A 21,445-nucleotide genomic window follows, 5' to 3' on the forward strand; every position below is an offset into this window, starting at 1 on the left:
ACCCTAGAGTTCGTCGGCAGCGTCAGATGTTTATAAGAGACAGGCATGGGGGTGGTGTACGCCGCCTATGACCCCGACCTGGACCGCAAGGTGGCGCTGAAGCTGCTGCGGGTGAAGGGCGGTCACGAGGACCTGGAGCAGGGGCGGGCGCGGCTCCTGCGGGAAGCGCAGGCGATGGCGCGCATCTCCCACCCCAACGTCATCCCCGTCTTTGAAGTGGGGCAGTGGGACCACCAGGTCTACGTGGCGATGGCGCTGGTGGACGGCGGCACGCTGCGCGACTGGACGAAGGCGAAGCCCCGGACGTGGCAGGAGCTGCTGGACAAGTACCTGGCGGCGGGCCGGGGCCTGGAGGCCGCGCACGTGGCGGGGCTGGTGCACCGGGACTTCAAGCCGGCCAACGTGCTGGTGGGCAAGGACGGGCGTGTCTACGTCACCGACTTCGGGCTCGCGCGGCCCATGGGCGAGGTGGACGACGACGAAAACGGCGGCGAGCGGGCGCGGCCGGTGGCGGAGGAGGACTCGCCGCTGCTGAACTCGCAGCTCACGCAGGCGGGGCTGGTGATGGGCACGCCCGCCTATATGTCGCCGGAGCAGTTCCGGGGCGAGCTGCTGGACTCGCGCTCCGACCAGTTCAGCTTCTGCGCGGCGCTCTACCGCGCGCTGTACGGCATCCGTCCGTTCGACCCGGATGAGCTGTCCCGGGTGGCCTCGCAGTTGAGGCCGCGGAGCGGCGGCGATGAGCCCGGGGTGACGGAGGCGGTGGTGGCGCAGGTGCTGCCGCCGTCGCCCATCCAGGAGCCGCCGCGCGACACGAAGGTGCCCACCTGGGTGCGCCGCGCGTTGATGAAGGGGCTGTCGCTGGAGCCTCGCGACCGCTTCCGCTCCATGGCGGCGCTGCTGGAGGCGCTGGCCCAGCGGGAGAAGCGGGCCCTGCGCAACCGGAGGGTGGGCGCCGCGGTGGCGGCCACGGTGGTGCTGGGCGTGGCGGGCGGCGCGGTGTGGTCGCGCTCGCGGGTGTGCGCTGGCGCGGAGGCGCTGGTGGCGGAGCGCTGGGGGGCGGACGCCCGCGAGAAGGTGACGCAGGCGTTCCTGGCGACGAAGAGCCCGGTGGCGCAGGACATGGCGCGCCGGGTGGGCGCGGTGCTGGACGGCTACGGCGCGCAGTGGGCGGCGCAGCACACCACGGCGTGCGAGGACACCCGGGTGCGCGAGGTGCAGACGGAGGAGCTCTTGTCCCAGCGCTTCGTGTGCCTGGAGCGGCGGCGCAAGGACCTGGGCGCGCTCGTCGGCACGTTGCAGACGGCGGACGCGGCGCTCGTGGACAAGTCGCTGGACGCGGTCTACGCGCTGCCTGCTCCTGCCGACTGCGCGGACGTGGCGGCGCTTTCGGAGGTGCAGCCCCGGCCGGCGGATGCGGCGAAGCGCGCGGAGCTGGACGCGCTGGAGGACCAGCTGGCGGAGGTGAAGGCGCGCATCGACACCAGCCGCATGCCCAAGGCGCTGGAGCTGGCGAAGAAGGCGGAGGCGCGCGTGGTGGCCACGGGCTACCTGTCGCTGGTGGCGGAGCTGCGCTTCCACCTGGGCTGGGCGCAGGCGGTGCTGGGGGACAAGGACGCGGGCGGCGCGGTGCTGGAGCAGGCCGTCTACGACGCGGAGGCGGGACGGGCGGACCGGCTGGCGGTGTCCGTGATGAACAAGCTCATCTACGTGGATGGGGAGCGGGAGAAGTACGAGCTGGCGCAGCGCTGGGGCCGGCTGGGGGACGCGACGCTCAAGCGCGTGGGCGGGGATGCGGTGCTGGAGAGCGACCTGAAGGTGAACGAGGCCAACCTCGCGCTGATGCAGGACCACCCGGATGAGGCGCGGGCGCTGTTGGAGAAGGCGTCGGGGTTGCTCGCGACGGCGCTGCCGGAAGGGCACCCCAAGCGGGCGCGGGTGACGTTCACGCTGGGGCGCACGTTGTTGGAGACGGGCGCGTCAGCGGACGCGGTGAAGGTGCTGTCGGACGCGCTCCAGCAGACGGAGAAGGCGCTGGGGCCCGTGCACCTGGACACCGCGCGCCGGCATCAGGCGCTGTCCATGGCGCTGCGCGAGCAGAAGGACTTCACCGGGGCGCTGGAGCATGCGCGGGTGTCGGTCTCCATCCACCGCACGCTGCTGGGGGCGCAGAGCGTGAAGCTGGCGGAGGCGCTGGATGAAGAGGGCATGAGCCTGCTCGCGCTCAAGCGCTACCCGGAGGCGTTGAAGGACTACGAGGAGTCGCTGGCGGTGAAGCGGGCGAAGCTGGAGGCGGACGACGAGTTGCTCCAGTACTCGCTGGATGGCGTGGGGCAGGCGCTGCTGGGAATGGGCCGCACGCGTGACGCCATCGCGCCGCTCCAGCAGGCGCTGACGTTCAAGGACGCGCAGGAGGACTCGCTGGGCGAGTCGGGCTTCGCGCTGGCGCAGGCGCTGTGGAAGGAAGGGGAGCAGGAGGCGGCCCGCGACGCGGCGACCCAGGCGCAGGCGCGCTTCACGTCCTCTGGCCGCGCGGCGCAGGCGAAGGACGTGGAGGCGTGGCTCCAGGACCGGCCGGCGCCGAAGGCGAAGGTCGTGCCGGTGTCGGCGGTTCGCGGCAAGCGCAAGAGGTAGCCGCCCCCGTGGCGTCGTGAGGCGCGCGGGCCATGCGTGGCCCGCGTGGGTCGGGGCCTCATGGGCCCCGGATCATCACAGGGGCGCTGGTCCTCGGAGCGTCAGCACTCCGGCAGGCCGACGCTGAGGTTCGCGACCTCCAGGACGTTCACCGCGAGGCCCCCGCGCGAGGTCTCCTTGTACTTGTCCTTCATGTCGCGGCCGGTGTCGCGCATCGTCTTGATGACCTTGTCCAGGCTGACGAAGTGGCGCCCGTCCCCGGACAGGGCCATGCGCATGGCGTTGATGGCCTTCACGGACGCCATCGCGTTGCGTTCGATGCACGGCACCTGCACCAGTCCGCCAATGGGGTCGCAGGTGAGGCCCAGGTTGTGCTCCATGGCGATCTCCGCCGCGTTCTCCACCTGGAGCGGCGTGCCGCCGAGCACCTCCGTGAGCGCGCCCGCCGCCATGGAGCACGCGCTGCCCACCTCGCCCTGGCAGCCCACCTCCGCGCCGCTGATGGAGGCGTTCTCCTTGTAGAGCGCACCAATGGCGCCGGCCGTGAGCAGGAACCTCACCACCCCGTCCGCGTTCGCCCCCGGCACGAAGCGCCAGTAGTAGTGCAGCACCGCGGGGATGATGCCCGCCGCCCCGTTGGTGGGCGCGGTGACGACGCGACCGCCCGCCGCGTTCTCCTCGTTCACCGCGAGCGCGTAGAGGTTCACCCAGTCCAGCACCGTCAGCGGATTGGTGAGGCCCGCTTCCGGCCGGCTCATGAGCCGCTGGTACATCGCCGCCGCGCGCCGCTCCACCTTGAGGCCACCGGGGAGGATGCCGCCCGTGGTGCAACCTCGCGTCACGCACGCCTGCATCACCTCCCAGATGCGCAGCAGCCGCGCGCGGATGTCCTCCTCGCTCCGCCACGCCAGCTCGTTGCGCAGCATCACCGTGCTGATGGGCTGCCGCTCGCGCTCGCAGTGCTTGAGCAGCTCCTCCGCGGACTTGAAGGGCAGGGGAAGCTTCGTGGCCTCCTCGCGCAGCGGGTCCTGTCCCGTCGCCGCCTGCTCGTCCACCACGAAGCCGCCGCCCACGGAATAGTAGAGGCGGGAGGTCATCACCTCGCCGCCTTCTCCGAACGCGGTGAAGCGCATGCCGTTGGGGTGGTAGGGCAGCACCTTGCGCTTGTGCATCACCAGGTGCTCGCCGTCGCGGAAGGGCACCACCAGCCGCTGGAGCAGCGACACGCGGCCCTCCGCGCGCCAGTGCGCCACCAGCGACGGCACCAGCTCCACGTCCACGTCCTCGGGCGTGTCGCCCCTCAGGCCCAGCAGCACCGCCTTGTCGCTGCCGTGGCCCTTGCCCGTCGCTCCCAGCGAGCCGAACAGCTCCACCTTGAGCCGCGTCACGCGCTCCAGGAGCCCCGCGTCCGAAAGCCCCACCACGAAGGTGCGGGCCGCGCGCATGGGCCCCACCGTGTGTGAGCTGGAGGGACCGATACCAATCTTGAAGAGGTCGAAGACGCTGACGGACATGGCGGCCGCCACCATGCCATGTCCGCCGCGCGCCACCCCAGGTACGCCCCGTCGCGACGCGCTGCATGCATCCACTTCAGGTCAGCACGCCTGCTGGGGAAGTTGCCATCCCAAGCATGACGCGCGACGGCGAGTCCTCCTCGTGGAGACTCCGCCTACTCCAGCGGCTCCGGGAACGCCGGCAGCGCGGTGAAGTCCTCGATGACGTGCTGGCGGATGACGCGGGCGCCGGAGTCCTTCGCCAGCGCCTCCACGCGGCGCATCGACTCAATCGTCTGTTCGCGGTTGCTGTTGTAGGTCGGCACCAGCTTGCGCTCCCGCGACTCGCGCAGCGGCCACAGGTCGCCGGTCAGCAGGACGGCGCCGGACTTCGCCGTCTTCAGCAGCAACACGGTATGTCCGGGCGTGTGTCCGTGGGCCGGGTGGAGGGTCACGGTACCGTCACCAAACACGTCGTAGGGGCCGTCGCCTTCCATCACCAGCGGCTTCACGTGTTCCAGGGCGCTGTAGTTCTGGACCTCGCCACGCCGGTGGGCGGTTTCGGAGAACGCCGCCGCGAGCTCGTCCGCGTCCACGATCCACTTCGCGCTGGCGAACAGGTTGGCGTTGCCCGCGTGGTCGAAGTGCATGTGCGAGAACGACAGGAATTCGATGTCGGCCGGAGCCAGCCCCAGCTCACCGAGCTGGGGGGTGAGCTTCCTGGGGAGTTCGAAGTGCATGGGCGAGCCCTGGGGGCGCAGGCCGCCGGGCATGTCCGCGATGGACTCGGGCAGGCCGGTGTCCCAGAGCAGGTCGCCCTTCGGATGGCGGATCAGGTAGCAGGGAATGATGCCCTTGCCGCCGACGCCATCCATGGAGCCATCGTCCGCCATCGAGCCGGAGTCGGACGACTGCACGTGGCCGCAGTCGATGGCGTAGAGCTGCACGGTGGACGGTGCCGCGACGCCGGTTCCAGCCCCCTGCGCATCGGCGGTGGATGTTCGCGACGTGGCGCAGGCGGTGAGCGCGAGACAGGCGGACAACAAGCGGAAGGTCTTCATGGGGTCGCTCCAGCGGGAGACGCGAGGGGGAGAAGGCGCGACGCCGCCAACGCATGACGGTGGCGTCCACTCCCGAGATTCGTACCCTGCGTGCGTTCGCGGGCAGCGCCCTATCCGGCGGCGGGCTGCGGCCCCGTCGCGGGCTGGGGCGGTGATGACTGCGTCTTCGGACGGAAGGCCAGCAGCCGCAGGCCGTTGAAGACGACGAGCAGCGTGCTGCCCTCGTGCAGCACCACGGCCTGGCTGATCTTCGTCAGGCCCAGCACGGCGGCGACGACGAGCACCGCGCTCACGCCCAGCGCGATGACCAGGTTCTGCTTCATCACGGCCGTGGCCTTGCGCGACAGCTCCAGCGCGAAGGGCAGCTTCGCCAGGTCGTCGCTCATCAGCACCACGTCCGCGGTCTCCAGCGCCGCGTCGGAGCCGGCGCCGCCCATGGCCACGCCCACCGCCGCCGCCGCCAGCGCGGGCGCGTCGTTGACGCCGTCGCCCACCATGGCCACCGCGTGCGTGCGGCCCAACTCCTTCACCGCCGTGACCTTGTCCGCCGGCATCAGCGGAGCCTTCGCCTCATCCAGGCCCACCTGCGTGGCGATGGACTGCGCGACGCGCGCGTTGTCGCCCGACAGCATCACGGTGCGCTGGATGCCGCCGGCCTTCAGCTCCTGCACCACCTGCCGCGCGCCGCCGCGCAGCGTGTCCGCCACGCCCAGCACGCCCAGGTAGACGCCCGCGCGGCGCACCACCATCGTCGTCTGGCCCGCCTCCTCCAGCCGCGCCACCTCCGTGGAGACGTCCGGCGGAACCGGCTGGCCCGCGAAGAGCGCCAGACTGCCCACCTCCACCGCGTCGTCGCCCACCTTGGCGCGGATGCCCTGGCCGTGGATGGCCTCCAGGTCGCGGCCCACCGGCACGGTGACGCGCGCTTCGGCCGCGCCGTCCACCACCGCCTTGGCCAGCGGGTGCGCGGACAGCGCCTCCACGCTCGCGGCGGTGCCGAGCAGCTCCTCGCGCGTCACGCCCGGCGCGGGCCACGTGGTGAGCAGCCGGGGCTTGCCCACGGTGAGCGTGCCCGTCTTGTCGAAGGCGATGGCGCGGATGCCGCTCAGCAGCTCCAGGTAGATGCCGCCCTTGATGAGCACGCCGCCGCGCGCCGCGGACGCCACCGCCGACAGCACGGCGGACGGCGTGGAGATGGCGAGCGCGCACGGGGACGCGGCGACGAGCAGGCCCACCGCGCGCAGCACCGCTTCCTTCAGCTCCGTGCCCGTCAACACCAGCACCACCGGGAACACCACCGCCGCCGCCATCACCAGCGGCGCCACGGTGCGCTCAAGGCGCTGGGCGAAGCGCTGCCGGCTGCCCTTCTGCGCCTCCGCCTGCGCCACCATGTCCACCACGCGCGCCAGCACCGACTCCGACGACAGGCGCGTCACCTCCACCTCCAGCGCCGCCTCGCAGTTGATGGTGCCGGAGAACACCTCGTCCCCTGGCTTGCGCGCCACCGGCATGGACTCACCGGTGATGGCCGCCTGGTCCAGTGAGCTCTTGCCCTCGCGGATGATGCCGTCCAGCGGGACGCGGTCGCCGGGGCGCACGACGATGCGCTCGCCGCGCGACACGTCCGCCACCGGCACCTCCACCACGTCCGAACCCCGGCGCACGCGCGCCACTTCCGGACGCAGCTGGCCCAGCGCTTCGATGGAGCGACGCGCCTTCTCCATGGCCCGGTGCTCCAGCGCGTGGCCCGCGCTGAAGAGGAAGAGCAGGAACGCGCCCTCGAACCACGCACCGAGCACCGCCGCGCCCAGCGCCGCCACGACCATCATCGTCTCGATGTCGATGCGCAGCTGCGCGATGGACTGCACCGAGCCCTTGATGGCGAAGAAGCCGCCGCTCGCCATCGACAGGGCCCAGAGCACCGTGGCCACCAGTGGCGGGGCCAGCGCGAAGTGCTCCACCACGAAGCCCGCCGCCAGCAGCACGCCCGAGGCGACCACCAGCGGCAGCTCCAGCAGCGGCGCCAGTCCGCCGCCGTGCGCGTGGTGCGAACAGGCGTGGCCCGCCATGGGCACTTCCAGCCCGTACCCGAGCGCCTTCACCCGGGCCTCCACGTCCGACAGCTTCAGCTCCTCCTTGTCGTACTCGATGACCACGCGCTCGCTCGCGTACGCGACGCTGGCGGTGAGCACGCCCTTCATCTTGGAAATCGCATGTTCGATGACCTGGGCCGCGTCCGCGGAGTCCATCCCACGCACGAACCAGGTGTGGTGCAGGTAGCGCGCCGCCACCTGACCGCCCGTCTTCTGCGCCAACGTGACGAGCTGAGAGGCGCTCATCAGCGACGGCTGGTAGTGGATGCACACCTCCGCGTAGCCCGCGTCGCGGCGCAGGTGCACGTCGGTGATGCCCCGCTGGGACTCCAGCGCCGCTTCCAGCCGGGCGAAGCGGCCCTGGTCGTCCGTCTCTCCCGGCAGCGTGCCCTCCAGGTCGAGCTGGAGCGCCGTGCCGCCCCCTTCCGCCGGACGGTGGGCCGGCGGACGGATGACGCGCTGGGAGTGGGCATGGCCGTGGTGGTCATGCCCGTCGTGGTCGTGGCCATGGGAGCAGGAAGGGCCATGCACGTGGGCCTCGCCGTGCGCATGCGCGTGCCCGTGGTCATGACCGTGGTGGTCATGGCCCGCGTGGTCATGGCCGGAGCCGTGGTCGTGGTCGCACCCCGGGCCGTGGACGTGGAGCTGCACGGCGTTGCCGCTGCCTTGCGCCTCCTTGAGGCCCTTGATGTTCAACGAACCGAACCGCGACCCGCTCTTCTTCTGCTCCGACATGGCTGTGTTCCTGACGCCCTAGTGGCGGTGACCGCGGCGTGAATGCGAGGGGGCGGCGGCGGCCGGCGGTGCTGCCGGAGCCTCCTTGGGGTCCTCGTCCTCGTCCTCGTCGTGGTGCTCTTCGTCCCCGTGGTCCTCGGGGATGGGCTGATCGAAGCGCTGACCCGCGACCTCCAGCGTGAAGCTCTTGCAGTCCGGAGGCACTTCGAACTCCAGCACCGCGGGCAGGCGGCCTTCGTACGTCTTCAGCACCTTGCCCTGCGCGTCGTAGACGGTGCCGCCAGCGGCGACGGTCATGGTCTCGTCCACCAGCACGGCGACCAGCTCCGCCATCTCCTCCATCCGGTCCGCGATGCGGTGGCACCAGAGGTGGCCCACGCCCGGATAGGTGGTGTGGGAGATCTCCTCCATCTGCTCCTCGTCCACCTTGTCGCCCACGCCCATGAACACGAAGTTGATGCGGGGCAGGCGACCGGACGCGATCTCCTTGGCCACCTGGGTGGCGTAGGCCGTCACGTCATGGGCGTCGTTGATCTGCGAGTCGGTGATGATGACCGCGAGGCCGCGCTTGGCGCCCTCCGACACCTGCTGCTTGATGTGCGCCACGAAGTCGCGGAGCACCGGCAGCATCACCGTGGCCTTGCCGTAGGAGCGCGGGCCGGGGAAGCGGTAGCCCTTGGCCTGGGGGCCGGTGAGGTCGCCCACCACCTCCAATTGGGTGCCGTCGCCCGCGGCCCAGTAGGTGACGCGCACCTTGCCGTCCCGGTCCTTGTTGGCCAGGTACTCCAGCATCCACTGCATCTGCGGCTCGACCTGGTTCTTCACCGGGGCGAGCTTCGCGAGGATGCCGCGGGGGCCGTACGCGTTCTCCATGCTGGCGGAGCCGTCCATGTAGAGGGCCACGTCCAGGCCCTCCACCGTCGGGTCGTGCAGGAGCGTCGCGACGACCTTGTTGCCCATCCGGTGGACGTCGGAGAAGGGGCGGTTGATGACTTCGTGGCCGGCCATCAGTGGTGGTCCTCGTCTTCGTCCTCGCCGTGGTGCTCTTCATCCGGCAGGGGCTGGGTGTAGCGCTGGCCGTGGACCTCCAGCGTGAAGCTCTTGGCGCCCTCGGGCACGTCGAACTCCAGCACCGCGGGCAGGCGGCCTTCGTACGTCTTCAGCACCTTGCCCTTGTCGTCGTAGATGGTGCCGCCGGCGGCGACCGTCATGGTCTCATCCACCAGCACGGCGACCAGCTCCGCGACCTGGGTGATCTCCTTGGCGATGCGGTGACACCACAGGTGCCCGACGCCCGGATATTCCTCGTGGGCGATGTGCTCCAGCTGCTCCTCGTCGATGTCGTCGCCCACGCCCACCAGCACGAAGTTGATGCGCGGCAGCTTGCCGGTGGCGATCTTCTTGGCCACCTCCGCGGAGAACTTCTCCACCGCTTCCGCGTCGTGGAGGCGCCCGTCGGTGACGATGATGGCGCAGCCGCGCTTGGCGCCCACCTTCACCTGCTCCTCCAGGTACTTCACGTAGTCGCGCAGCGCGGGCTCCAGGTACGTGAAGCCGCCCAGCTGCTTGGCGCCGGGGAACTTGTACTGGTTGACGTCGGTGCCCTTCAGCTCACCGACGACCTCCACCTGCCGGCCGTTGGTGCCGCTGGCCCAGTAGGCCACGCGAAGCAGGCCGTTGCGGTCCTTGGTGGCCAGGTACTCCAGCATCCACCGCACCTGGGGCTCCACCTGGTTGGCGGCGTCCTTCAGGGGCGCGCCACGGATCCACTCCAGGAAGGTGCGAGGCTTCGTCTCGTACTTGTACTCCTCGCGCATGCTGCCGGACGCGTCCATGTAGATGGCCATGTCCAGGCCCTCCACCGTGGGGTCGTGCAGCAGCACCGCGCGCACGCGGTCTCCTTCGCGGTGGAGGTCCGAAAACGGCTCGATCGGCTTCTCGTGTCCCATGGTCTGCCTTTCTGGAGGGTGAAAACGCTAGCGCTCCGCGTGCGAGCGTCGCAACGGGCGGTCAATCCTCGAAGTCGTTCATCCAGTCCGGCTTCTTGCCGGGCGGAGCGGGCGACTTCGGCTGCTTCGGGGGCTGCTTGTTCGCCGGACGGGCGGGCGGACTCGCGGCGAAGTCCCCCTGCCATGTGGCGGGGGATGACGACGGCTTCGCGGGCGCCGGACGCGGCGCGGGCGCGGGCTGCATGCGCGTGAGGCGCGGCTTCGCGGCGCCGGGGCGGGCGTGCGCGTCCAGGAAGTCGTTCATCCACTCACTGGAGCGCGCGGGCGGCGTGGGCAGGCGCGGCGGAATGGACGCGGGCTGGAACGGCGCTCTGGGCGGCGTGCGCGGCGTCGCGGCCCCGGGTGACAGCGTGCCCGCACGCACGTGGGCGCGCAGCGCGCGCTCCGTCTCCGTGGGCCAGCCGGGCAGCAGCGTGAGGACGTGGCGCGACAGCTCCAGGAACTCCGACAGCGGCGCCTCGCGGGGCACGCGCACCTCTTCGTTCTGGAGCCAGCCGGAGAGCTTCCCCACCAGCCCGCCCTTCGTGGGACGCGGGATGGCGATGTCGCCCTTCACCTCGTAGCCCTTCACCTCCAGCTCCGCGACGGCCATCGCGCGGCTGGCGACGGGCAGGTCCAACGCGGCGATGGCCTGGGGGCCCTTGTGCGTCCTCGCGTCCTCCTGCAACTGGGTCAGGACGGCGTGCAGCACGCTCGCGACCTGGGCGCCGTTGGCGACGTTGTGCGTCTGCAGCTCCGCGGGCACCGCGGGGTAGGTGAGGACGAGGCCCTTGCCCTGGGCCAGCTGCTCCGCGCGGTCGCCCGGCAGGAGCGCGTGCCAGGCGCTGGGGGTGTCGCGGCTCTCCGCGTCCTTCACATAGCGGAAGGCATCCGGGGCGCCGTGCGCGAAGCCCGCGAGCACGTCGCCCCGGCTCACGGTGAGCTGTCCGGGCACGCGCGTCACCGCGTCGCCGGGCCAGGGGCCCGTCAGGGTGCCGTAGAGGTAGACGGGGTCGTTGAAGCCCTCCGCGTCGGCGGGGTGCTCCACCAGCTCGGTGGAGAAGAAGAACAGCTCCGTCGCGGCCAGCCGGCGCGGGGGGCGTCCCGAGGCGACCTCATGGTGCGCGAGCTGCGCCTGCACGGACGCGGGCAGCCGCGCGCGGTCGCTGCCGGGGATGAGCTGGAGCTGGCCCACGACGTCGGTGCAGACGAACCACTCCGACTCGCCCAGGTACGCGGGCTCCAGGCGGAACGCGTCCACGACGTGGACGACCTCGGCGGCATCGCACGGCACGGGCTCGGCGGGGCTCGCGGCGTGGGGAACGAAGTAGCGGGGAGGGCTCACGGAGGCCGCGACAGGCTGGCGCAAGCCGCCATGGCAATCAAGGGGCGGGGCGGCGTCCCCGGGTCCGCGCAACGGCGTGGGTTCCATCGTTCGTGCCACGCCCCTTAAGCGGAGCGGGCGTGGAGCGAAAACGGCCCCCCGGCTCAGGCCGGTTCGATGAAGTTGAGCCGGTAGCCGTCCGGGTCCGTGACGATGATCTCCCGCGTGTACCAGGGCTGCACCTGCGGCCCCTCCACGGGGGCGCCCAGCGCGGCCGCCTTCTGGGCCACCGCGTCCACGCCGGCCTCGCCCGCGCGGAAGCCCACCAGCACGCCCATGCCCTTCTTCCCCTCCAGCTTCAGGCCCGCGGGCGGACTGATGAGGTAGACGTCCGACTCGCCGCCCCACTGGAGGCGGAGGATGGGGGGCTCCGACGCGATGCGTTCGAACCCGAGACCTTCATAGAAGCGCACGGAGGCCGGGGCGTCCGTCACCAGCAGCTTCACGAACGACCGCATCGTGTGGGGCTTGTCCATATGGGCGCGGCAGTCTGCCCGGGGCGCTGGAGGGATGCCATGCGCGGTTTGCCCCCCGTACCCCGTGTGTGGGGGGATGGCATATCGTCCCGGCATGGGCTGGTCGTGGTTTCGTCGTCGGAAGCGCATCCTGGGGGATGCAGAGGAATCGGTGCTGGTGGACGCCATCCGCCGCGCCGAGGCGGGCCATCGCGGAGAGGTGCGCGTCCACGTGGAGCGCACCAGCAAGGGCCTTCATCCCTTGTCCCGGGCCGCGCACCTCTTTGAAGGTCTGGGCATGCGACACACCACGAAGGACACCGGGGTGCTGCTGTACGTGGCGGTGGAGGACCGACAGGTCGCCGTCTACGCGGGCCGGGGTGTCCACGGCGCGGCGCTGCCGGGCTTCTGGCAGGAGGTGGCGACCTCCGTGGCGCAGGGCTTCCGCGAGGACGCGTCCCTCCCCGCCCTGGTGACGGCGGTGGAGCGCATTGGCGCGCTGCTGCGCCAGGCGGCGCCCGGGGCCGACGTCGCGGGCAATGAACTGCCGGACGCGGTGAGCCAGTCATGAGCACGACGACGCGCACCGGTGGGGGACCGCCGAAGGACGTCGCCTATGACGACGTCAACGAACTCATCGCCACCGCCACGCGGCTGATGCAGAAGGACGCGGCGCCGGACACGCTCACCCCGGACGACGTGCGCAAGATTGGCGAGGAGCTGGACATCCCCGCCCGCTACGTGGACCAGGCGCTGGAGGCCCTGGCGCGGCGCCGCGAGGAACAGGCGCGCGAGGCCCAGGCGAAGGAGCGGCTGGCCCGGCTGCGGCGCGTAAAGGCGCGCCGGGCCGCGTGGGTGGGCGCGGCCGTCGTCGGGGTGCTGGCCGTGTCGGGGCTGGTGATGCGCAACGGCCTGACCTCCACGCTGGCGGACGTGGCGCGGCAGCGGGCCCAGGTGCGCAACGTGGTGGAGCGCCGCGAGTCCCTGCGCGCACGTCAGGACACGCTCACACCCGGTCTGGCGCGCGACGCGGAGCTGTCCGGCGCGGACAACCGCGTGGCGATTGAGCAGCGCCGCTATGACGAACGGGCCGCGGACTACAACGCCTCCGCGACCTCCTTTCCCACCGGCTGGGTGGTGCGGCTGACCGGCCTGCCTCCCGTCCTGCCGCTGTCCTCGGAGGTCTCCACATGGTGAAGGCCCTGCTGCTGTCGCTGCTGTTGCCCACGCTGTTCTTGGGCGCCGTCCCCTCCATCACGCAGCCGGTGACGGACCTGACGGAGACCCTGAGGGCTCGGGAGATGGCGACCGTGGCGCAGGCCCTGGTGAAGCTGCGCGAGGAGAAGAGGGTGCAGATGGCGGTGCTGCTCGTGGACACCACGGACGGCCAACCCATCGAGGACTATGCGGAAGAGGTCTTCCGCGTGTGGAAGGGAGGCGAGGCGGGGCGGGACAACGGCGTGCTGCTCATCATCGCGAAGGGTGACCGACGCTCGCGCCTGGAGGTGGGCTACGGGCTGGAGCCGTACCTGACGGACGGCCAGTCCCAGGCGCTGCTGCACGCGCAGGGCCCGCTCTTGCGTGAGGGGCGGTTCGAGGCCGCGCTGCTGGCCATCATCGCGGGTGTGAGTGAGCAGGCGCCGGAGTCGCTCGGGTTGTTGCACCCGCCCAGGAGCCATTGGCCGTTCTTCGCCGTGAGCGGCTTCTTCTTCATCCTGGTCATGTTCGCCTTCACCGCGGCCGGGCTGTTGATGCAGTGCTGGCTTTCAGCCCGCCGGGGCGCGGTCATACCGGTCGTGGCGGCGATGCTGGGGCTGATACCTCCGGCGGTGCTCGTTTCGGTCGCCTGGGACTCCCAGATGACCCTGCTGGACGTCCTCCTCGCGTATGTCGCGATGCTGGCCGCGTTCCTCGGGGGCTGGTTCGTGGCCCGGCGGCGGTCGGGATTGCTGGGAGGCGTCCTGCTCACGGGCCTCCTCCTGGGAACACTGGCGTGCGTGGTGTGGCCGCTCTCGCCCACCGCCGGACTGGTGGGGCTGCTGGCGTGGGCGCTCTTGCTGTCCCTCGCCACGAGTCTGGCCATCGGGCTCGTCGTGGCCATGGTGAAGGGAATCAGCACGGGGGGCAGCGGGGATTCATCCTCTTCGTCCTGGGCCACCTCATCCTCATCGTCCTCCACGGATTGGGGTTCCAGCGATTCATCGTCGAGCTACGACTCCTCGTCCTCGTATTCCAGCAGTGACTCCAGTTCCTCATCGTCGGACTGGAGCGGCGGGGGCGGCTCCTCCGGCGGTGGCGGTGGCAGTGATTCCTGGTAGGTCCGGCTCCGAGGCCTGGTTGCCCGCCTGCTTCCCGGGCTTCAATCCGCGCGGACACCGTCCTGCACCCGACAGGAAGTCCTCCTCCGGCTTCGCGCCATCGCCTGCCTGGAGGGCACTCCCTACCTTGAGGGCATGAAGGCTTCGCGCAGAGGCGTGCCCGTCTACGTGCCGCCCCGGACGGTGTGGTCGGTGGGTGCCCAGGTGGTGCTGCTGGTGCTCCTGGGCACGGCGATGCAGCGCCTGGGGCCCGTGCTGACGCTGCTGGCGGTGGCGCTGCTCTTGGGGCTCGCGGCGGAGCCGGTCGTGCGCCGGATGCAGTCGTGGGGCGTGCGCCGGGGACTGGGCGTGGCGCTCATCGCGCTGACCCTGCTGAGCGTCACCGGCCTGCTCATCCTCACGCTGGTGCCGTTGCTGGTAGAGCAACTGGAGAACCTGGTGCACGCGGCGCCGGGCTTCTTCGCGGAGCTGACGCAGGCGCCGTGGGTGCAGAAGCTGGATGAGCACTTCGGCGTGCTGTCGCGGCCACAGGACGCTTTCAACGTGGAGCCCGGGGTGCTGGCCCGGCCGCTCATCACGGTGCTGTCCTCCACGGTGGAGCTGATGGGCGCGGGCGTCACCGTGCTGGCGCTGGCGGTGTTCGGGCTGCTGTTCGGACACGACCTCTACGCGAGCATCCTGGGCTGGGTGCGTCCCCGGCAGCGCGGCCGCGTGCGCCGCGTCGTGGGCCGGATGCGCGAGGCGGTGGGCAACTACCTGGTGGGCACGCTGCTCATCGTGAGCGTGGGCGGGGCCTTCACGGCGTTGATGTCGCTGGCGCTGGGGGTGCCGTACTTCCTGCCGCTCGGGCTGGTGGCGATGGTGCTGGGGCTCATCCCGTTCATCGGCAGCTTCATCACCGCGCTGCTGGTGAGCGTCACCACGCTGGCGTCGGTGGGGTCGCGGCGCGCGCTCATCGCGCTGGCGTTGTTCCTGGTCTACCAACAGTTCGAGGCCCACCTGCTCAGCCCGCTGGTGCAGCGGCGCGCCATCAAGATGAACCCGCTGCTCATCTCGCTGGTGGCCCTGGTGGGTGGCTCCGTGGCGGGGCTGCTGGGCGTCATCCTCGCGGTGCCGGCGGCGGCGGCGGGGCAGGTGCTGCTGACCGAGGTGCAGCGGGAGCGGCGCAAGACGTGGACGCGGGAGCGCCGGCTCGCGGCGGCGGCCCGGGTGCCGGCCGTGCCCGGGAACGCGGACGAGGCACTGTTGGCCGGTCCTCTTTCCCCACGAGCTGGGGATGACGCGCGGCGTGCGCCCCCGGCCGACTCCGGGCATCCTGGGGCGCCGCACTGAGCCGTCCCTCCGGAACCGGGCCCGTCATGACATCCGATGAGAGCGTTTCGTCGTCCCTCAAGCGCGCGGCGGCGGAGCGCGCGGTGGAGTTCATCCAGCCCGGCATGGTGGTGGGCCTGGGCTCGGGCAGCACGTCCGCGTTCGCGGTGCGGCGGCTGGGCGCGCTGCTGGCGGCCGGGACGTTGAAGGACGTGGTGGGCGTGCCGACCTCGCGCGCGACCGAAGCGCTGGCCGCGTCGCTGGGCGTGCCGCTCACGACCCTGGATGTGCACCCGGTGGTGGACCTCACCATCGACGGCGCGGACGAGGTGGCGCCGGACCTGTCGCTCATCAAGGGCGGCGGCGGGGCGCTGTTGCGCGAGAAGGTGGTGGCCCAGGCCAGCCGGCGGGAGATCATCGTGGTGGACGCGGCCAAGCTGTCACCCCGGCTGGGCACGAAGTGGCCGGTGCCGGTGGAGGTGCTCCCGTTCGGCTGGCGTTCGCAGTCGCTGTTCCTGGAATCGCTGGGCGCGCGCGTGACGGTGCGGCTGGCGCTGGATGGAAAGCCGTTCCAGACGGATCAGGGCAACGTGGTGCTGGACTGTGACTTCGGTCCCATCAACGACGTGGCCGGATTGGCCGCGAAGCTGGAGTCCCGCGCCGGGGTGATGGCGCATGGCCTGTTCCTGAACCTGACCACCGACCTGCTGGTGGCCGGGCCGGACGGCATCACCCACCGCGTCCGGGGCGCGTGACGTCAGGTGAGGCGTGAGAGGTCGTGCGCGGTGTCCACGTCCTCCTCGCCGCCGGGAAGCACGACCTCCACCACGCGCGACGGGTCGCGGGCGATGAGCTTGCGTGCGCCGTCCGTGGGCGGGAGCGCTTCCAGTTCGGAGAAGAGGGCGCGCGAGAAGAGGGCGGGGACGCCCCGGGTGCCCGCGTAGGCGGAGGCGACGATGGGCGCGTGCGTGCGCTCGAACGTGGCGACGAGCTCGCGCAGGTGGGACGCATCCACGCGGAGCTGATCGCACAGCATCACCAGCGCGCCGTCCACCTCCGGGGGCAGGGCGCGCAGGCCGACGCGCAGGGATGCACCCTGGCCCAGCGCCCAGTCCGGGTTGTCCACGCACCGCACGGACAGGCCCCGCAGCTCCGCCGCGATGTCCTCACGCCGGGCCCCGAGCACGACGACCACCGGGCCCGCGGTCAGGGCCGCCTCCGCCGCGCGCCGCACCAGCGAGGTGCCCTCATGGCGGAGCAGCTGCTTGGGCTGACCCAACCGTGAGGATCCACCGGCGGCGAGCAGCACCACGGCCACGGTCATGTCCGCCTCCCTCGTGGCCCGCGCGCTGTCACGCCGACCTGCGCTCCGGAGCGGAGGCATCCGCGTGGATGGGCGCCTGTCGCTCGCGCAGCCGTCCGCCGTCCCGCCCCGCGAGCACCGTCTGCACCTCCGCGAGGATGGACAGGGCGATTTCATCCGCCCCTTCCGCGCCCAGGTCCAACCCCATGGGCGCGTGCAGCTTCTCCAACTGCGCGGCGGTGGGGGCCTGTGGCAACTCCCGCAGGATGCGCTCGGTCCGGGCGCGCGGCCCCAGCACGCCCAGGTAGCGCACCGGCAGCGGCACCAGCCGCGCCAGCAGCTCCCGGTCCTGCGGCAGGCTGTGCGTCATCACCAGCACCAGGCTGCGCGCGGACAGGGGCACCTTCTCCAGCGCCTCGGTGGACTTCGCCGCGATGACCGCCTGGGCCTGCGGGAACCTCCGGCGCAGCATCTCCACGGGCCGGTCCGCCACCACCGTGAGGTGCCAGCCCAACCCCTGCGCCCGGGACACCACGGGCGCCACGTCGAAGCCGCTGCCGAACACCACCACCGACGGCGCCGGATCCACCACCTCCACCAGCACCTCCGCGCCGCCGCACGCGCCGCTCCACGGCACGCCCCGCACCAGCGCTTCGGTCGCGGCCTCCCGCACCGACTCGCGCAGCGCCCCCGAGAGGTTCCCCGCCTCCGCGCCGTCCTCGCGCAGCATCAGCCGCGAGCCCACGGCCTCCGCGGGTCCCCGGAACACGGTGGCCACGACCGCGCGCAGGGACTGCTTGCGCGCCTCGGCCGCGAAGGTGAGCGCATCACCGGGGCCGGGCTCCCAGCGCTCCAGCAGGATGTCCACCACGCCGTTGCACCCGAGCGCGAACGACAGGCCGCCTTCGTCCTCGGCGTTGTCCCCGGTGGTGTCGTAGCGCAGCACGCGCGGTCCGCCCGACGTCCAGAAGAAGGCCTTGCGCACGAGGTCCCCTTCCAGGCACCCGCCGCTCACCCCTCCGGCCAGCCAGCCGTCCTCGCCCATCAACATGCGAGCGCCAGGGCGCCGGTACGACGAACCGGACACCGCCACCACCGTCGCCAGGACCACCGGACCGGAGGCGCGTCCACGCGCGCGCAGGATGTCGTCGAGTTCCCTCATCGCGAGGCCCATCTAAGCACCCATGCCCGGCACCCGCGCCGAATCCTCGCCCGCCGCGTGTGTGCCGTCGGACGCTCCACCTCATGCCAGCCCCTCCCCGTGCCCGCAGGGCAGGCGTCCAGCCGACCCCCCGCTCTCTGAATGACGCTGGCGGACACGACCCCGCGCCACGAACTTGAGTGGAGGACACGTGGATGGAGGCTCGGTGGAATCATCAGTGCCACGGCATGACACCCGACATCACAACCCCTTCGCGCCCGGAAACGCGGCGCGCCCCCGTCTTCAGTCCCTGGGGATGGGGAGGCTCGCATGAAGATGCCCGAACTGCTGGAGCACCTGCCGGCGGTGGGACATCTGCTCGGCCGCAAGCCGGGCGGAAGGGAGGGCGTCTTGCCCAGACGTGACCCCAGCATCACCCTGCCGGACTTTCACGCCGTGCCGCTGCCCGCCAGTGAGCGCCAGCTGGGCGATGGGCGAACCCTCATCGTGCACCACCCGTCGCCGCGCGCGCCCCGGGGGCCCGGCCTCACGGTGATGAGCTACAACATCCTCATGGGCGGCGAGCGCCAGGAGGCGCTGCTGGAGTACTTCACGCAGCTGGAGGCCCAGGACCGCATGCCGGACGTCATCGGTCTGCAGGAAGCGGGCGTGCCCATGTCGGTGCTGCTCGCGTCCCGCTTCGGCTTCCACCTCGTGTACCAGGGCAATGATGGCGACAACGGCGGGCGCCTGGTGAACGGCAAGGCGTACCTGAGCCGCCACCCCATCGTGGACGCCGCGCACTTCACCTACGTCCTCACCGACGCCGAACGCCAGGAGGCCATCCACCGCCAGGGACAGGCCGGGGAGCTGGTGGAGGACCGGGGCGTGCTGTGGATGAAGCTGGACGTGGGGGGCCACCCGCTCTACCTCTACAACCTGCACCACGCGCTGGGGGACTCGGGCATCAACGCGCGCAACCTGCACCAGCTCAACTCCCTGCTGCGCCAACGCGAGGGCGTTCCCGCCGTGGTGCTGGGCGACTTCAACGCGAACACCGCCATCAAGCGCGGCGGTTCCTGGCTGATGGCGCACCTGCATCCCCAGCAGGACAACGACACGGACACCATCGAGGAATACCGGCTGCGCTACGGCGACCTCAGCCACGTGACGGTGGGCGACCGGGGCGTGGGCAACATCGCCGACCCGCGCCTGCGCCATGAGCTGCACGTGCTGGAGGAGGAGCTGCCGGAGACGGTGTGTCACGCGACCACGGTGCGCGTGCGGCTGGCGGACCAGTCCCTCACGACGCCCCAGCACGCCCGAGCGGAGCTGGGCGCGGGCCATGTCCCGAAGGGCAGCCCCGCGTGGTTGCGCCTCCAGGACGTCGCGGACTGCGCCACGCTCACCTCGCTGCCGGACAGCCACGGCGTGGTGCACGCCACGGGCAAGCGCTTCGACAACTTCTACGCGACGCGCACGCTGACCCCCGTCCTCTTCGAGGTGGACCGCTCCACGGAGTCCTCCGACCACCAGCCGGTGGTGGCGCACTACCGCTTCAATGGGGTCGCCCCCTCGAAGCCGCCGTCCCGCTCCAGCTGACCTCCTGGGCGCGGCCCGGGAACGCATCTGGATGATTCAGTCCGGCTGGGCTGTAGTGGGAAACCGGATGCCCGTCCTACGACACGCCTTCCTGCTCAACGCCGTCCAGGAGCTTGGCCGCTCGGTGTCGGCCATCCTCCGCACCCGTGCCTCCTGGGAGGAATGCCTGGGGCTCATCCGCGAGACGTGCACGGCGTCGCTGGGCATGGAGTTCGAAACGCTCACCCGCTTCGATGCGCGCTCCGTCGTCGGCCTCTTCACCCACCCGGAGCAGGCGCGCATCCTCGCCCGACTGGTGGATGAGCGGGCCCGCCTGTTCGAGGCCCACGGCCGCTACGCGGAAGCGCTGGAGGACAGCGTCTACGCGGGGCAGTTGCTCGCGTGCTCGCGCGCCCGCTTCGGCCTGCCCCGCGACGCCCGCGCCGCCGATGTGCTGGAGCGCGAGGCCGGGACGCCTTCGCCGCTGGACTGAAGGCACCGCTGGACGGAGCGCCGCGCGCCGGAGGCCGTGGCGTCAGCCGGCCTTCACCCGGAGGACGACCTTGCCCACGGCCGCGCGCGACTCCAGCTCGCGCAGCGCCTTCGCGCCGTCCTCCAGGGGGAAGACGCTGCCCACCAGGGGCTGGAGGATGCCGCGCTCGGCGAGCACCTCCAGGTCCTTCGCGATGGTGGCCGTCAGCTCCGGCCCGTGCATCAGGAAGGCGCCCCACGCCACGCCCACCACGGACACGTTGCGCAGCAGCAGCCGGTTCACCGCGACGGACGGAATCTGCCCGCCCGCGAAGCCCACCACCAGCAGCCGGCCCTCGGGCGCGAGCACCTTGAGGCTCTTGTCGAAGACGTCTCCGCCCACCACGTCCAGCACCACGTCCGCGCCCCGGCCGTCCGTGGCCTCCCGCACGCCAGCGGGCCAGTCATTGACCAACAGCGTGACGTCCGCGCCCGCGCGCTTCGCCATCTCCGCCTTGCGCGCGTCGCCCACCACCGCCAGCACGCGCGCGCCAGCGCCCTTCGCCACCTGCACCGCCGCCGTGCCCACGCCTCCGGCCGCGCCGTGCACCACCACCGTCTCCCCGGCCCGCAGCTGGCCGCGCCGGTGCAGCGCGAAGTGCGCCGTGTGGTAGTTCATCACCACGCCCGCGGCCTGCTCGAAGCTCCAGGCCAGGGGAATGGGGAACGCCAGCTCTGGCGCCACCACGCAGGCCTCCGCGAAGCCGCCCAGCGTGAAGGAGAAGCCCATCACCCGGTCGCCGGCCTTCACCCGGGCCCCCGCGGGGGCCTGCCGCACCACGCCCGCCACCTCCACGCCCGGCACGAAGGGCAGCTCCGGCTTCATCTGGTACTTGCCCTGCGACAGGAGCAGATCCGGAAAGCTGACCCCGGCCGCCACCACGTCGATGAGCACTCCGTCTCCGGCCTCCGGCTCCGGCACATCCACCAGCACCAGTCCGTCCGGCCCCGTGAGCTTCTGAACCTGCAGCGCGCGCATGTGTCGCCTCCCGAAGCGCGCAACGCTAGTTCAAGCGCGCGCGAGCAGGGGAACCAGCAGTGCGTCGAGCGCCTCGCGCTTGAAGGGCTTGCTGATGAGGGGCAGGGTCAGCTGCTCCACGAACTCCCGGGAGCTGGGGGTGTAGGCGCCCCCGGTCATGAAGATGATGCGCAGGGCCTGTTCGGGCGATTGCTCGCGGAGCGCCTCGTGGAACTGCCGGCCCGTCACCTCCGCCATCATCAGGTCGCACAGGATGGCGTCGTACTGCCGCCCCTCGCGGATCCACCCCAGGGCCTCCTTCGCGCTGGGGGTGTAGGTCGCCTCATGGAGGTCCATCAGCATCAGGCGGAGGGTCTTCCCGAAGGACCGTTCGTCATCCACGATGAGGATCCTCCCGCGCTGGAGGCTGGGAGCGGGCGCCGTGGGTGGGGGCGGCAC

At 71.5% G+C, this 21,445-nt stretch carries 19 protein-coding genes; 8 read left to right on the forward strand and 11 right to left on the reverse strand.

Annotation, left to right across the window (positions count from 1 at the left end; all coding sequences use genetic code 11):
* Positions 1 to 45 precede the first annotated feature (45 nt).
* Entirely contained in the window at positions 46 to 2,634 is a 2,589-nt protein-coding gene (locus tag D7Y13_RS48715; RefSeq protein ID WP_279637095.1) for a protein kinase domain-containing protein, read from the forward strand.
* Positions 2,635 to 2,735: 101 nt separating this feature from the next.
* Here D7Y13_RS48715 and D7Y13_RS18745 read toward each other — a convergent pair whose 3' ends face one another.
* The 7 genes from D7Y13_RS18745 to D7Y13_RS18775 all read right to left on the reverse strand — a co-directional run bounded on the left by D7Y13_RS18745 (position 2,736) and on the right by D7Y13_RS18775 (position 11,846).
* Entirely contained in the window at positions 2,736 to 4,148 is a 1,413-nt protein-coding gene (locus D7Y13_RS18745; RefSeq protein WP_120532877.1) for an L-serine ammonia-lyase, read from the reverse strand.
* 155 nt (positions 4,149 to 4,303) lie between these two features.
* The gene (locus D7Y13_RS18750) at positions 4,304 to 5,188 is read right to left on the reverse strand and encodes an N-acyl homoserine lactonase family protein (RefSeq protein WP_120583538.1); all 885 of its coding nucleotides are present in this window, start codon (positions 5,186 to 5,188) and stop codon (positions 4,304 to 4,306) included.
* A gap of 110 nt (positions 5,189 to 5,298) precedes the next feature.
* Positions 5,299 to 8,016, reverse strand: a complete 2,718-nt coding sequence (locus D7Y13_RS18755; protein WP_120583539.1) for a heavy metal translocating P-type ATPase — start codon at positions 8,014 to 8,016, stop codon at positions 5,299 to 5,301.
* An 18-nt stretch (positions 8,017 to 8,034) separates the two neighbouring features.
* Complete coding sequence (locus tag D7Y13_RS18760) at positions 8,035 to 9,024, reverse strand: vWA domain-containing protein (RefSeq protein ID WP_120532856.1); 990 nt, start codon at positions 9,022 to 9,024, stop codon at positions 8,035 to 8,037.
* Complete coding sequence (locus D7Y13_RS18765; protein ID WP_120583540.1) at positions 9,024 to 9,965, reverse strand: vWA domain-containing protein; 942 nt, start codon at positions 9,963 to 9,965, stop codon at positions 9,024 to 9,026. Before D7Y13_RS18765 ends, D7Y13_RS18760 begins: the two co-directional genes overlap by 1 nt.
* A 61-nt stretch (positions 9,966 to 10,026) precedes the next feature.
* Positions 10,027 to 11,373, reverse strand: a complete 1,347-nt coding sequence (locus D7Y13_RS18770) for a hypothetical protein (RefSeq protein WP_233595528.1) — start codon at positions 11,371 to 11,373, stop codon at positions 10,027 to 10,029.
* 119 nt (positions 11,374 to 11,492) lie between these two features.
* Complete coding sequence (locus tag D7Y13_RS18775) at positions 11,493 to 11,846, reverse strand: VOC family protein (RefSeq protein WP_120583554.1); 354 nt, start codon at positions 11,844 to 11,846, stop codon at positions 11,493 to 11,495.
* A gap of 94 nt (positions 11,847 to 11,940) precedes the next feature.
* Here D7Y13_RS18775 and D7Y13_RS18780 point away from each other — a divergent pair, with 94 nt between their 5' ends.
* The 5 genes from D7Y13_RS18780 (at position 11,941) to rpiA (ending at position 16,227) form a co-directional block, all read left to right on the forward strand.
* Positions 11,941 to 12,414 (forward strand): TPM domain-containing protein, encoded by a 474-nt coding sequence (locus D7Y13_RS18780; RefSeq protein ID WP_158620361.1) that lies wholly within the window; start codon positions 11,941 to 11,943, stop codon positions 12,412 to 12,414.
* Positions 12,411 to 13,040: a LemA family protein gene (locus tag D7Y13_RS18785; protein WP_120583542.1), complete on the forward strand. Its 630-nt coding sequence runs from the start codon at positions 12,411 to 12,413 to the stop codon at positions 13,038 to 13,040. Before D7Y13_RS18780 ends, D7Y13_RS18785 begins: the two co-directional genes overlap by 4 nt.
* Positions 13,034 to 14,161: a TPM domain-containing protein gene (locus tag D7Y13_RS18790; RefSeq protein WP_120583543.1), complete on the forward strand. Its 1,128-nt coding sequence runs from the start codon at positions 13,034 to 13,036 to the stop codon at positions 14,159 to 14,161. The genes D7Y13_RS18785 and D7Y13_RS18790 overlap by 7 nt, the downstream gene beginning before the upstream one ends.
* A gap of 135 nt (positions 14,162 to 14,296) precedes the next feature.
* The gene (locus D7Y13_RS18795; RefSeq protein WP_120532862.1) at positions 14,297 to 15,493 is read left to right on the forward strand and encodes an AI-2E family transporter; all 1,197 of its coding nucleotides are present in this window, start codon (positions 14,297 to 14,299) and stop codon (positions 15,491 to 15,493) included.
* Positions 15,494 to 15,519: 26 nt separating this feature from the next.
* Positions 15,520 to 16,227 (forward strand): ribose-5-phosphate isomerase RpiA, encoded by a 708-nt coding sequence (gene rpiA / locus D7Y13_RS18800; RefSeq protein ID WP_120532863.1) that lies wholly within the window; start codon positions 15,520 to 15,522, stop codon positions 16,225 to 16,227.
* Positions 16,228 to 16,229: 2 nt separating this feature from the next.
* Here the strand turns inward: rpiA and D7Y13_RS18805 are convergent, their stop codons facing one another.
* On the reverse strand, positions 16,230 to 16,796 hold the full coding sequence (locus tag D7Y13_RS18805) for a nucleotidyltransferase family protein (RefSeq protein ID WP_120583544.1): 567 nt from the start codon (positions 16,794 to 16,796) through the stop codon (positions 16,230 to 16,232).
* Positions 16,797 to 16,824: 28 nt separating this feature from the next.
* Positions 16,825 to 17,937 carry an XdhC family protein gene (locus D7Y13_RS18810; protein WP_120583555.1) on the reverse strand — a complete coding sequence of 371 codons (1,113 nt, stop codon included), beginning with the start codon at positions 17,935 to 17,937 and terminating at the stop codon, positions 16,825 to 16,827.
* 309 nt (positions 17,938 to 18,246) lie between these two features.
* On the opposite strand from D7Y13_RS18810, the gene D7Y13_RS18815 reads away from it, so the two are divergent.
* Both D7Y13_RS18815 and D7Y13_RS18820 read left to right on the forward strand, forming a co-directional pair.
* Complete coding sequence (locus D7Y13_RS18815; protein WP_120583545.1) at positions 18,247 to 19,518, forward strand: endonuclease/exonuclease/phosphatase family protein; 1,272 nt, start codon at positions 18,247 to 18,249, stop codon at positions 19,516 to 19,518.
* 67 nt (positions 19,519 to 19,585) lie between these two features.
* Positions 19,586 to 19,990 (forward strand): hypothetical protein, encoded by a 405-nt coding sequence (locus tag D7Y13_RS18820; protein ID WP_120583546.1) that lies wholly within the window; start codon positions 19,586 to 19,588, stop codon positions 19,988 to 19,990.
* 42 nt (positions 19,991 to 20,032) lie between these two features.
* Here D7Y13_RS18820 and D7Y13_RS18825 read toward each other — a convergent pair whose 3' ends face one another.
* Positions 20,033 to 21,007 carry an NADPH:quinone oxidoreductase family protein gene (locus D7Y13_RS18825; RefSeq protein WP_120583547.1) on the reverse strand — a complete coding sequence of 325 codons (975 nt, stop codon included), beginning with the start codon at positions 21,005 to 21,007 and terminating at the stop codon, positions 20,033 to 20,035.
* A 30-nt stretch (positions 21,008 to 21,037) separates the two neighbouring features.
* Positions 21,038 to 21,445 (reverse strand): response regulator (locus tag D7Y13_RS18830; RefSeq protein ID WP_208734472.1); only part of this gene is annotated, 408 nt, incomplete at its 5' end.

This window comes from Corallococcus praedator (assembly GCF_003612125.1).
Lineage (GTDB): Bacteria > Myxococcota > Myxococcia > Myxococcales > Myxococcaceae > Corallococcus > Corallococcus praedator.